The organism is Niallia endozanthoxylica, assembly GCF_008710145.1.
In the GTDB taxonomy this organism is placed as follows: domain Bacteria; phylum Bacillota; class Bacilli; order Bacillales; family Cytobacillaceae; genus Bacillus_BD; species Bacillus_BD endozanthoxylica.
Window position 1 is genome coordinate 47,654 of sequence record NZ_VYKL01000021.1, and the last position, 14,046, is coordinate 61,699.

The following is a 14,046-nucleotide window of genomic DNA, read 5'->3' on the forward strand; positions in this document are numbered from 1 at the left end:
GATGTCTATCATCCTTCTCTCAAAAAAATATGCCCCTTTTGTTTTTTTAATATATTAACAGAAGGCCTTGTATATGCAACGATAGGTACATCTGCATCTTGGAAATTATTGGCCTTAATCTCATCTGAGGATACTTTCATGATGCTTAGTGCACCTGTTATACAATTTTCTACACAAATGGGTCTTAAGCCATCTTCAATCCGATCCACACAAAAATTACATTTATCCGCCCGATTTGTTTTGGGATTTAACTTTAAGGCATCGAAAGGACATGCTTCAATGCATCTCTCACATCCTTTGCAGCCGCTTGGATTATGGACAACAATCCCGTCCTCGCGTACTTGAAAGTTATTCTCCGGACAAATATATACACAAACCGGATTCATACAATGATTACAAGAGAGCGAAATATGCAGTGGCAGTTCATCTATATCTGGTTCAATTGTCATTACATTTCTACGATGCATCCCCATCAATCCATAAAAGTCATTACAAGCCATTTCACAGGTTTTACAATTAATACATCTGTTGAGGTCGATGGAAAATACCAAATGCGATGTCATAAAGTAATTCCTTCTTTCTGAAATAGTTCTGGAAACTGCTATATTATCTAAAAATATGATTAAATTACAATCTTGTGAATTTCTTATAGTGTTACATTTTTTTAAGCCGGTCACAGTGACATCAAGCACATACAGTTGCCAAAAAGCTATCCCATTAAAACCCATCAATAAATAGTGATATTAGGCAATTCGCTGCGAATGGAATTCTGCTAGAATGTATTCTGACTACGTAGACAAGGAGAATATAGATGAACAATCATGCAGCCAGGAAATTCAGGAATGTCTGTCCTAGAAATTGTCCAAGTTCATGCACAATGATTTCCCATATAGAAAAGGATTCCATTCATCATATTGCAGGAGATATTAGCCACCCTTATACAAAGGGAAAACTTTGTGCGAAGGGATTTTCATATGCAGAAAAAAATAACCATAGAGATCGCTTAAAATATCCTTACTATCAAAAAGTAAAAGGATCAGGGAAATATATTCAAATTTCTTGGGAAAAGGCTTTTCAGCTCATCATAAGTGAAATAATGAATATTCATTATCATTTTGGCAGCCTTCTCCCTTTCGCCTTGTTTAAGGGTTCTGGAAATATTGGCGTGCATCATTATGTAACAGATGACTTTTTTTCACATATAGGAGAAACAACAAGAATACTTGGCACCTCATCCTTACTTTCAAGATTACATGCTCTTGAATCTAATCAGGTGGTTAGGAATGGGTCTAATCCGTCTACTATCAAAGAGGCCTCACTAATTGTCATCTGGGGAGCGAATCCAGCTGCAACCAATATTCATCTCATTCCTTATTTAATTGAAGCAAAAGTAAAAGGAGCAAAAATTGTAGTCATTGACCCCCTTTATACACAAACAGCTGAGCTAGCAGATTTATATATCCAATTACGGCCAAGTACAGACGGGGCGTTGGCAAGTCTATTAATTAAACATTTAATTGAAAATAACCTATTTGATAAACGTTTTTTCGATAGTGATTCTAATGAAATGAATGGATTAATAAATAACATAAATGAAATAGATACAGATGAATATAGAATGAATTGTGATGTATCCAAAGAGGCAATTAACCTTTTACTGACCTGGATGAAAGATGCCGATACGATTGCGTATGTCATTGGTTCAGGGCTGCAAAAACATTCCAATTTTGGACATACGATTCAGTCAATCGAAGTATTAGCTGCCGTTCACGGGGATATTGGCAAAATAGGCGGGGGAATTTACTTAAGAGATGATGGCGACACGATGATGTTTAATAATCAAACCCCTGAACGTTTATTAGGAAAAAATCGAATCCTGGATATCAATAATAGAAATCATGGGGGAGATCCTCCTATTAAAATGTTATGGGTTTCATGTGCAAACCCAGTAATTCAAGAACCTCATTCAGCATCGATGAAGCAGTTTCTTATGGATATTCCATTCGTTGTGACAGTGGATCAGTTCATGACACCGACAGCACAAATGTCCAATCTCATTCTGCCAACAACCACTCATTTTGAGGAAATGGATATTATTGTAAGCTGGTGGCATAAAGAAATTGCGTTAAATGAAAAAGCTCTATCTCCCTATTATGATAGTAGAAGTGAGTGGTGGATGATGACAGAATTAGCAAGAAGGCTAAATCAGCATTTGCCATCCCTTTGTACTTTTCCTATTTATTCTTCCGAAGAGGAATATCTAAATGCACAATTTAATCATCAGGTATTTAACATTTATTCGGTTAGAAACCTATCAGAGTTGAAAGAAAGAAGGATGACAGGAGCTATTTCTAATGCTAGAGCGCAGCAGCGATACACTAATCTAGCGAAACAAAATAAAGAGTTTCACCCGATGATGGGGAAGTTACCATCAAAAGAACATCCTTTTTGGTTTATCACTCCTCATCATCCATATGCATTTAACTCTCAATTTCACTTTTTAAATCTTCATGATGAGAAAGAAGCATTTGCGCTCATCCATCCACAAGCAGCCACAGATATTGGCATAACAAACGGGGATATTGTTAAGGTTTACAATAATCAAGCATGTATTGAGATAAAAGCCTTATGCAGCAAACAAGTTCCAAAAGATATTGTCATGGTGTATCAAGGGTGGTATCCAGATTCAGATGTGACCATTAACGATTTGATACCTGCAAAGCAAGAAAATCCGAGCAAAGAGGAATCTATTTTTCAAAACGACGCGTTTTATGACACCTTTGTGAATGTTGAAAAATTATAGATACTAGTATCGCACACTTTATGAGGAAACTAAAACCTGCTTTCTTATTAATCAATAAGCGCCTGGCATTTGCCGATGAGGTGCGTGTATCATGCAGAAAACTAGCTTTCGCTTCATTGCGCAAAGCTAGTTTTTTTATCTGATAAAACTGTGCATGTTTATAAAATCGACATATTTGTATAGAAAGGAAAAAAAAGGTTTGTGAATAGCTAACAAACAGGGATGGTTAAGAGTGTACGATTCAACACTCCTCATACCCATGATTAGAAACTATAATAAGAGTATGTTCAATAGTTAACAACTATTATTCCTCTATAAATATGTAAAGAAAATAGAAAACAGGAGGGATTCATTTATGAATATCTCAAGAAGAAGTTTTATTAAAACGGGGCTAGCGGGAAGTGCAACGCTCGGATTATCCGGTATGTTCACTTCACGAAAGTGGTTCCAGTCAGCAGCAGCTGAAAATGCTCCCAAGGAAATAACGAGGTTCACTTACCATACAACAAACTGTGGAGGTCGATGTGCATTTAAATGTACGGTTAGAGACGGAAAGCTTGTCAAAATTGTTCCAAATAACTGGACAGATACAAGATTTTCAACGGTTTGCTTAAAAGGAATAAGTGAGATTGAACGTATTTATAGTCCAGATCGTCTGAAAACTCCTTTAAAGCGTGTAGGTGAACGAGGTGAAGGGAAATTCGTTGCCATTTCATGGGATGAAGCCTTAACTGAAATTCATAAAAAGCTATCTAGTTCCATTGCAAAATACGGCGGAAAATCTATTTTGTTTAGTGCTTCTTCAGGTATTGAATACACATACCAGCAACTAGTCACCTTACTTGGTGCACAATATGTTTGTGAAGCGGGTATTGACGTTGGCCTTGCTAACGGATTAGAGGAATGTATTGGCGGTCAAGCTTACGGTTATGTGCAAAATGAAACGTCAGATTGGGTAAACTCGAAAACGATTATTTTCCTAGGCTGTAACATTTTAGAAACCACTTTAACAGATTCGAAGTTTTTCTACGCGGCAAAGGATGCCGGTGCGAAGATTATTGTGATTGACCCGAACTATTCTACAACAGCATCAAAATCTGATCAATGGATTTCAATTAAACCAGGTACGGATGGGGATCTACTGCTAGGAATGATTACCCTTATTCTCGATAATAATTGGTATGATGCTGAGTATCTAGTGAAAAACTCATCTGCTCCATTTTTAGTAAGAGAAGACAACAAGCAATTGTTAAGAGTTGAGCAATCTAAAGAAGGAAATGTAGAAAATCCGTTTTACGTCTGGGATAAAAATAGTCATTCTCTAAAGCCTTATAACACTGAAGGTGTCAATCCTCAACTTGAAGGAGAATTTACTATAGATGGTGTGAAAGTAAAAACGGTCTTTACGGCAATGAAAGAAAATCAAAAGTCTTATACCCTTAAATGGGCATCTGAAAAGACAGAAATTGATGAAGATGTGATTTACGAGTTAACGAAACGATATGCAACGGCAGGGCCTGCTGTTCTTGGTTGGGGATTCGGCGGAATCGACAAATGGGGAAATGCAGATGTTGCTGGTCATGCAGGAGCGATTCTCGGTGCTTTAACAGGAAACATCGGCCGGGTTGGCGGAGCGGTTGGAAATGCATTGTATCATGGCAGCTCATGGACTGCAGCACTCAATTCTTGGGAACTGCCGCCTGAATTTGCTCAAGCACCGCTAGAGATGACAACCCAAGACAGACGCATAAAAGAAAACTCTGTACGGGTCGTTATTAACTTGGGTAACACATTACAGCAGCATTTTGCTAACTTAAGTAAAACAGAAGAATGGATTAATAGCTTAGATTTTCTTGTAACAATCGATCCTTTCCATAACCCAAGTGTCAATTATTCTGATATTGTATTGCCAGCCTCTACAGCATTCGAAAGTGAATATGACATTATCAACATGCAAGTGAACCGTTCTCACGTATTAATGTCACAAAAAGTGATTGAGCCATTACATGAAAGTAAATCAGACTTCCAAATCGAAAAGGAAATGGCTGCGAGATTTGGATTAGACCATCATTTACCTAAAACGCCAGAAGACTTACAAAGACATCGTTTAACATCTGGTGATCCTCGATTAGATGGAATTACGATTGAAACATTAAGAGAGAACAATTTTATTATGCGTTTAAAGGTACCAAATGAGCCGTATCGTGGTTTTATGGATCAAAAATATTCCACTCCATCTACAAAACTAGAACTCTATCACGAAAAGATGGTTGAGTATGATCAGGCATTTCCGAACTCAGACCTACCGTCTGAAGCACATAAAAACAACTCATTATCAAAACAATATCCTTTACAATTTAGTCAGGCTCATACTCGATACCGTGTCCATTCGCAATTTACGAATGCCAAGTGGATTAACCAAATCGATCCACATCCAAAGCTAGAAATCAACTCAAAGGATGCAGAATCTAGAAAACTTAAAACAGGTGATCTTGTAGAAATTTTTAACGAGCGAGGTTCATTCCAAGCAAAATGTAAAGTGACAGAATATTTACGTCCAGGGCAAGTCCGGTTACATGAAGGCTGGTGGACGGAGCATATGAAGGCAGGAAACCTTCAAAATGTAACGAACGACAAACTGAACGAACGTCAGTATAAGCTTAGATATGGTCCCGTTATTCCGTACAATGATACGTTAGTTGAAGTGAAGAAGATTTAGGAGGTGGGCATGATGAGATATGGTATGGTAATCGATTTAGACAAATGTATGGGATGTCACACATGTTCAATTTCATGTAAAATGCAAAATAATGTGCCGGATGGAATGCTTTGGAATCGTGTCGTTAGTGTAGGTGATGAAGGGTTAGATAGTGTAGAAGGACTTTTCCCTAATGTAAAGAGAAAATATATCCCGATTGCCTGTCAGCATTGTGATAACGCACCTTGTCAAAAAGCATGTCCGGTTGGTGCAACATATTATGATGAAAATGGAGCGGTCCAAATTGATTATGGCCGCTGTATCGGCTGCCGCTACTGTATGGCCGCATGCCCATATAACGTACGTGTCTTTAACTGGGAAGAAGCAGAGCGTCATCCAGACTTTAATTATGGAGATGGAGTCGTTCCTGTACGTGACGTAGGTGTGGTTGAAAAGTGCACATTTTGTAAAGAAAGAACAAGTGAAGGGTTAGATCCCATGTGTGTAGAATGCTGCCCGGCTGAAGCACGAGTCTTTGGTGATTTAGATGATCCAACTAGCGAAGTGTCTAGGTTAATTCGCGAAAGAAACGGGGAGCAGCTGCTGAAAGAAAAAGGAACGAAGCCGAAAGTTTACTATTTAGGCTTGAATGGGGAGGTGTAATCGATGACAAACAAGATGAAATTGAACTTACCTACCGTCATATTAGGGATACTCGCGGTGATGGGCTTTTCAGCCATCGGTTATCAGCTTGTCAATGGACTTGGCGTAACAGGGATGAATAATATCGTTTCTTGGGGAACCTATATTATGCTATTTATGTTCTTTGTTGGATTATCTGCCGGAGGATTGATTGTTTCTTCTTCCGCAACGGTATTTAATATCCCGTCGTTCAAAGTCGTGGCAAAACCAGCCACCATATTATCAACCGTTTGTGTCATTGTTGCTGCTGGCTTTATTATGGTTGACTTAGGAAATCCGTTTCGTATGTTAAATTTACTGCTGCACAGCAATTTCAAATCACCGTTGATGTGGGACGTGATGGTGATTTCCCTTTACTTAGTCATTAACGTGTTATATCTATATCTCATGACACGAGAAAAACCGAACCAAAAAGCAATGAAAATTATGTCATCCGTTGCCCTGCCAGTTGCCATTCTCGTTCACTCCGTAACGGCATGGATTTTCGGCTTACAAATTGCTCGTGGAGCTTGGCATACAGCCATCATGGCCCCGCTGTTTGTCGCTTCCGCATTAGACTCAGGACTCGCTCTGCTGCTTATTGTTTTGGTTCTATTAATGGCATTTAAAGTCTTTGTGGTAGAGAAAAAGCTCATTACGACATTAGCAGGACTTTTAGTGACATTTGTAGCGGTTGATGCCTATCTTCTTCTCTCTGAAATGATAACCATGATTTACCCGCAAGGAGAAGGCATGCATCATGCGGAGGTGCTCCTTAGCGGCGAATTGGCTCCGTATTTCTGGATGCAAGTGATTCTAGGTCTTGTGGTACCGTTAGCAATCCTATTATTTAAAAAAAATCGAGAAAAAATGGGATTGGTCGTCTTTTCATCCGCATTAATTGTCTTTGGCGTGTTGTGTAAGCGAATTTGGCTCCTTTTCTCTGCCTTTGTTCACCCGAACATTGCTGAAGGTCAAGGAGTCACGCTTGGCTATAACCAACCAAATATTTGGTCCACAGTTGGTACGTATTCACCATCTGTAGTGGAGCTGATGATTTCTGTAGGATTAATTTCATTCGGGATTCTTTTATTCATTTTTCTTGCTAAAAAGATTCTTGTGCAAAAATCATCACAAAAAGGTCAATTTAGTAAAGAAGAGGGAAAAATCTATTCCATAGTTAAGAACGGCTAATGATCGGAATAGGTGCCAGGCACCATCCAGAAATGTGGAAGTTTGGTAGTGAACATGGGGGCCAGGCACGATCTAGTAATGCTGAACGCATAAAGGAGAGGTTAGGATGACACAAACTTGGTCTGAAGTATGGAGCTTCCGAGAACAATTATACAGCTTTTTCGCAAACCATTTGCTAGAGCCTGTACAAGAGGAAAACAAAGAGGTTGTTACGGAGCCATTTTGGCGTCAATTTCCTTTAGAAGCGGCAAATGAACAAATTAAGTCAGGTCTTGAGCAGTTAGTCAACTGTACATCTACATTGGATGAACAAGATATCATACATTCCATTGAAAAAGTGAATGTAGAGTACACAGATCTTTTTATAGGACCCGGTGTACCGAAAGCGCCGCCTTGGGAATCGTTTTACAATACAAGGAAGAAACTGTTCTTTGGAACGACTGCCTATGTGATGAAAGACTTACTAAATAAACAAGGCTTAGAAAGTAAGCATAGCGGACGACAGCCTGAAGATCACTTAGGTCTCGAGCTGCTGTATTTAACCGTTCTAACAGAACAAGTGCATAATGAAGACATACAAAGTCAAGTAAACATCACGAAAAATCAGCTTGCCTTTATGGATGAACATTTACTCTCTTGGATTCCTCAATTGTATGAAGATGCAAAAAGTAGTAGCAGCTTAGGCTTTTACAGTGGATTCATTAAAATGATTTGGGGCACCCTTCTGTGGGACAAGGAACTATTAGAAGAGTTTCTTGCGGAATATGAAGGAAAAGAAGAACTCCTTGAAAAATAAAAAAATGGCTAACGCGACTGAGCCAAGACCCAAGTGTTGATTATTCACTTGGGTCTTTTCTCGTCTTAAAACACGGGAGCGCGGGGAAGGTTCTGTATTGCATCCGAAAAGTTAGCGTTGAAATCTAACTTTTCGGGGTCACATCATAGTTGAACAAGCCCTCTCTCTTTTTATTGCGCATTTTTATCGAAATGTTCATTAAGCAGTTTTGCTTTCTTTCTCATTAACTGTTCCATTAATTTCTCTTAATTAACAACTGTCTGGGTTACTTCATACGATATTTAATAAAGGAGTTGTTCTTGATGGTGAAATGGATTAACGTATCCACATCAAAACATCAATTAAAGCTTTTTGATGGAAACAAACTTATAAAAACTTACCCAATTGCGGTTGGGAAAATGTTGTCGCCAACACCTTCTGGGACATACACGATCGTCAATAAACAAATTCATCCACCTGCACGATTTGGCGTGCTTTGGATGGGATTGTCAAAACCTCACTACGGTATACACGGAACAAATAACCCAGCTTCAATCGGTAAGAATGTCTCACATGGATGTATTAGAATGTTTAATCATGATGTTCTAGAATTATCGTCTAGAGTTCCAATTGGTACTAAGGTTGTTATTCATAAATGACTCTATTAATCTCGTACCATTTACTGCATAGTTTATGTTTAATAGGCAATAGTAACCCGGAGCTACTTGTTCAACTAAACTTCCCTGTTAGCATAAAGAAAGCTGCCATAATGACAGCATTAACTGAACTCTTGCAACCGTTTTGAAAAGGAACATCTTTCTAAAGGGCAAGTGATTTTATTCGTACCTTTTAATCCACTTTTTAATCAGGAATGCCATTATATAAGGGACAATTCTTGCTTGAAAAAGATAGGCCCAATAGCTTCCTTTTACTTTTAAGATTTTTATTTTATGAAAAAAAGAATCACTGATTAAAGTGATTATAATGGGTAGAATATTTTTCCACCTTTTCTTCTGTTCCAAAAAATAAGTGGTTATAACGGTCTCAATAACGGTGTATATCTTTACAAATGCATAGTGATAAAACCAAGGTTGTGTAGTAAAGGATACAGGTTGATATTTGAACTTTTTAAACACAGAAAGTACAAATAACACATTCATATAAGTTACGTGAATCACATTGTTTAAAGTCAGTTTTAAAATGAACTTGTTCCCGTTCTTAATACCTTTATACAAAACATCACTTATAAAAAAGAAAGTGAAAATTAGAATGGATGTATAGGTTGTACGCCACCAATTATTTTTGTAGATATGTAACTTTAAAAAACATCTTTCAATGAATGCAAAATAAATAGTAAACAATAACTTGATGCTCCATCCGAACTTAAAGGTTGAAATAAAAATGGCAGCGGAAGGAACAAATAAACCTTGAGACAAAACCGAGCCAAATGCATTATCCTGATCTTTGTTTTTTAGAATGTTTGTTTTATATTTATATCCTTTCAAAATATATATTGGATATTCAAAATGATAAGTTAATCCCATTAGTGATAAAAATGTGAGGAAAATCTCTCTTTTGTTATTCTTTTTATAAAAAACATACAACAACAAAACGCTATGTAAAAAAATAAGTCCTAAATAATAAAATTTGTTACTGTTATTCCTCCTTTTAAACACAGTTCCCCTCCTTTGTTCAATTCAAATTTATATAAAAAGTATGTCCAATGTATGAGGGCAATATGAATGGTATTGCACCCCGAAAAGGTAGAGCTAACATCTAACTTTTCGGGGTCACATCATTTCTGGAGGGTGCTTTTTCATTTTTTGTATTATTTTTTCATTCCAATCATACGGATTCTTTTATAATCGGCTACCTAACTTTTAGATTCTTGATTATATAAAGTGGGATTTAATCTTTGTCCCACAAGAGTGATGATTTGATTTTTGGAGGTTTCTGGTATTCCTTCAAATAGACTGCTCCCAAACATTTCAATCCAATTTCTTAATCCATTTTCACTCTCTAAGCATGTCGGTCTTTCAAATAGTTGGGCGAATATAACGTCAAAACCGATTTCTTCTATTATTATGGGGCGTCAGAGGGACTTTTCTTTTTCAAGCAACAATTGCTTGTGGAGCAAGGGCGAGTTATGACTTTCCACCTTCATACACATATAAAAACGCTAGAAACCCAGCTGATTTTGTTTAGATGGGATAAGGTTTTGTTGTCTCAAAGTATAAGTCGTATCTTTTCTTGTTGGAGATTTTCGAATTATCTTTTTAAATAAAAGCCACGTTATACTAGTATAGTATTATATATTGACGTATAATTATCGTTTTGGAAGAATAAAAAGATTTCCCCTAAACAAAAGAGATAAGTCAACAAGAAGGATTGTGATTTGTTTGAACACACATGTTAGGAAAAAAAAGTATATTTTAATCCTTTTAGTTATAGTGATTACGATTGCCGTAACCATCCCTGCTTTCTCCCTATATGGCCACTTAAAAGATGTGGTTAATAATGAAATTGGAAAAAATGCGGCTAATACTTCGCTGACCATTGCAGAATTTATTGAGCAGAATCTGGATTCATACAAAAAATTGTACGATGCCAAAGAATACAAAGAAGGATCCTATGATCAGGTTTACTATAATAAAATGCAAAAACTTTTTGAAAGATTAAAAAAGCAAACAGGAGCAACGTATATATACACAGAAAAAAGAGTATCGGATGATGAAATTGTTTATATCATAGACGCAGATGGTATCGTATTAGGTGTAAAAGAAGGAATGTCTGATCTAAAAATAAAAACATACAATAATGAAGTTCCTGTATACACAAAAGAAGTCATCGGAGATAAAAGATGGGGCCCTATTATTTCTGGTTTTACCCCGATAAAAGACGATGAAACAGGTAAAGTCTATGGATTTATAGGTGTTGATTTTTCCTTACAATATGTAGAACATATTCTCTTCAAAGTAAAACAGGTGATCATAGTAGTAAGCTTCCTGATTATTTTACTTTCTTCTATTATTGCTTACATCATTTTGCAAAAAGTCATTGAGAAAGAGTATGTCGAAAGCCAACAGAAATACAAATCTCTAGCTGATAACACTCCTGACTATATCTATATTTTAGATGAGAAAGGTCATTTTATGGAATCTAATTCCCAATTTGAGACCATCACTGGGTATAGTCAGTCTGATTTTATTGATGTAGAACCTTCTACTCTTTTACTTGAGGAAAGTTGCAGCATCATAGAAGAAGGAATTGAACAAACTCGTAAAGGTTTAACTACCAGGAAAGAGATTCAAATAAAAACGAAGGATGGAACCATTCTCGATATTCACGCAACCCTATTTCCTATGATCATCAACGGAAAGGTGATGGGAACATTTATATATGGTAGAGATGTTACCAAAATAAAAGAAACGGAAAAAATGTTGCACAATGCAGAAAAATTATCGGTTATCGGCCAGTTGGCTGCCAGCGTTGCACATGAAATTCGAAATCCATTAACGTCTATACGAGGATTTATCCAATTATTACAATCCGACGACAAAACCCATTCATTCTATTATCAAGTGATGTTAGAGGAAATGGATCGAATCAATCAAATTGTTGGTGAACTTCTTGTACTAGCCAAACCACAAAATTTACGTATGGTCAAAGGGAATATTGAAGAAGTCATGCAGTCTGTTACGACTTTATTAACACCTCAATCGAACATGAATGGGATAGATATGTTCATCAAAACGTTGGACCCTATTCCAGAAATTGATTTTGACCGCAATAGTTTAAAACAGGTATTCATCAATATGATAAAAAATTCGATTGAAGCTGAAGCGAAAAAGATTGAAATTATCCTAAGTAAAACGAAAGATGATTTCGTTAAAGTCATAATAAAAGATGACGGATGTGGCATCGATGACGAAAGAATCAAACATCTTGGAGAACCTTTTTATTCGATGAAAGAAAAAGGAACAGGACTGGGTTTAACGGTCAGTAATAAAATTTTAGCGGAACACCACGCAACGATTCGCTATTCCAGTCAGGTAGGTCAGGGAACAGAGGTAGAAATTTGTTTGCCGATTCATGCGAACCAAAAAAATCACATCAAGTAAGTTAAGGTGACAGCACATCCAATTTTGGATGGTGCCTGTCACCTTATTTTTGTATATTTTGTAATAATGCAGGATAAGGGATGGTGAAATTAACGCCCTTTTAAGAAAAATATAAATATTTTACATATTTATCCCTTTACATAGGATAGGGGGGTATGGTATAAAATAAATGTGATTTAAAAAATTAGAAATGAGGCGTTAATATGGATATGGCATTAGCGGGTAAGAGAAATCCTGATATCTCGAAAAATGTTGCTTTAACCTTATTTTTAACTGGAATATTTATGGGTGCTTTAGATCACGGTATAGTAGGACCGGCATTTAGTTCCATCAATCGATTTTTTGGTATTGCAACATCGTGGGGAGTATGGAGTTTCACAATATATACATTGTTCTTTTCAGTCAGCATTCCTTTGATGGGGAAAATGTCTGATCGTTTTGGTAGAAAGAAGATTTTTATGATTGGAATTGCTTTATTTTGTCTAGGATCTTTAATTTCAGCTTTTTCTCCTAACTTTATTAGTTTTCTTTTGGGAAGAATAGTTCAAGCGATAGGTACGGGTGGTATATTCCCCATTGTTGCTGCTTTCATTGCAGTAAGTTTTCCTGAAGCAACACGAGCCAAAATGTTAGGAATGATTGGTGTAGTTTTTGGATTGGGTACAATCTTAGGTCCAATTGTTGGAGGATTAATTATTGGAAATATTGAATGGCAATGGATTTTCTTAATTAATGTACCGATTTCTATTTTAGTATTACTTTTTATGGCTCCTCTAAAAATTAATCAGCAGATTGTAAATAAACCAATTGATTATTACGGAATGCTCATGCTGGTAGTCATAATTTTTACAGTCATGTTAGGAATTACATTAAAGAATGTTTGGTTAATATTAATCGGGGTTGGATTGGTGCCATTTTTTATAAAGCATGAAAAACGGACGATGGATCCCGTATTAAATATCGATTATTTCAAAAATAAAAATACATTCATTATTTTAATCCTTTCATTGCTATCGGGTTTTATTATGGCAAGTACGATCAATTTATTGCCATTCATGATTGAAACACAATTTTCTCTTAATAAGAGTTATTCAGCATTAAGTGTTACACCGCTAGCTCTTGCATCAATGGCTGCATCGATGGCAGGAGGCTACTTAGTGCAAAATATTGGTGCAAAAAAATCCATTGCTATAGGTTTCTTTCTCACCTTAGTAAGTGCAATAATGATTTCCGTTTTCCAACATTTAGTAATCATCATCCTTGCTATTACTTTAATCGGTTTTGGAATTGGTATCATAATTGGGGCACCATTAAATGTGATCATGATTCAAAATGTAAAACCGAATGAAACAGGTTCTGCTATTGGTTATTTAAGTTTAGCACGTTCAATGGGTTCGACTATGGGACCTGCAATTGCTGGTATGCTCATCGCTTTAACTTCAAATGGATATACACATGTATATATCTTAATTGCTATTCTCTCTCTAATAAGTGTGTTAGTAATTCTTCTAACTAAAAAATAAAAACCTCTACTAATCCATTCAGTTACACTAATGAACAGGCTAATAAGAATTGCGTTTTTAATTATTGGAAATCGCAGTGGACGATTATCTAAATCGGTACCTTCATTTACACTTTGATCAGGTAAATTTGACGTAGGCAGTGAACTAGGAGAGGAACGTGCAATGCGTTCATTGAAATCAAATGTGAAAACTTAGATTAAGAGGTACTTCTGGTTTTTATTCTTAAACGAAATTCAAACATGAATAAAATA

9 protein-coding genes are annotated in these 14,046 nt (G+C 36.5%); 8 read left to right on the forward strand and 1 reads right to left on the reverse strand.

Translation table 11 applies throughout. The annotated features are described in order from the left end of the window. Positions 1-8: 8 nt before the first annotated feature. A complete protein-coding gene (locus F4V44_RS14260) occupies positions 9-563 on the reverse strand; it encodes a 4Fe-4S dicluster domain-containing protein (protein WP_191090688.1) in 555 nt (184 codons plus the stop codon). Positions 564-811: 248 nt separating this feature from the next. Here F4V44_RS14260 and F4V44_RS14265 point away from each other — a divergent pair, with 248 nt between their 5' ends. The 8 genes from F4V44_RS14265 (at position 812) to F4V44_RS14300 (ending at position 13,795) form a co-directional block, all read left to right on the forward strand. Next, a complete protein-coding gene (locus tag F4V44_RS14265; RefSeq protein WP_150440695.1) occupies positions 812-2,803 on the forward strand; it encodes a molybdopterin-containing oxidoreductase family protein in 1,992 nt (663 codons plus the stop codon). 355 nt (positions 2,804-3,158) lie between these two features. Further along, positions 3,159-5,522, forward strand: coding sequence for a molybdopterin-dependent oxidoreductase (locus F4V44_RS14270; protein ID WP_150440696.1), 2,364 nt, complete (start codon positions 3,159-3,161; stop codon positions 5,520-5,522). 9 nt (positions 5,523-5,531) lie between these two features. Then, positions 5,532-6,164: a sulfate reduction electron transfer complex DsrMKJOP subunit DsrO gene (dsrO, locus tag F4V44_RS14275; protein ID WP_150440697.1), complete on the forward strand. Its 633-nt coding sequence runs from the start codon at positions 5,532-5,534 to the stop codon at positions 6,162-6,164. Positions 6,165-6,167: 3 nt separating this feature from the next. Continuing rightward, entirely contained in the window at positions 6,168-7,376 is a 1,209-nt protein-coding gene (gene nrfD, locus F4V44_RS14280; RefSeq protein ID WP_150440698.1) for an NrfD/PsrC family molybdoenzyme membrane anchor subunit, read from the forward strand. Positions 7,377-7,482: 106 nt separating this feature from the next. Beyond that, a complete protein-coding gene (locus tag F4V44_RS14285) occupies positions 7,483-8,172 on the forward strand; it encodes a TorD/DmsD family molecular chaperone (protein WP_150440699.1) in 690 nt (229 codons plus the stop codon). Positions 8,173-8,474: 302 nt separating this feature from the next. Beyond that, complete coding sequence (locus F4V44_RS14290; RefSeq protein WP_150440700.1) at positions 8,475-8,810, forward strand: L,D-transpeptidase; 336 nt, start codon at positions 8,475-8,477, stop codon at positions 8,808-8,810. Between the two features lie 1,740 nt (positions 8,811-10,550). Next, positions 10,551-12,272: an ATP-binding protein gene (locus F4V44_RS14295; protein WP_150440701.1), complete on the forward strand. Its 1,722-nt coding sequence runs from the start codon at positions 10,551-10,553 to the stop codon at positions 12,270-12,272. A gap of 203 nt (positions 12,273-12,475) precedes the next feature. Beyond that, on the forward strand, positions 12,476-13,795 hold the full coding sequence (locus F4V44_RS14300; protein WP_150440702.1) for an MFS transporter: 1,320 nt from the start codon (positions 12,476-12,478) through the stop codon (positions 13,793-13,795). The last annotated feature ends 251 nt before the right edge of the window (positions 13,796-14,046 follow it).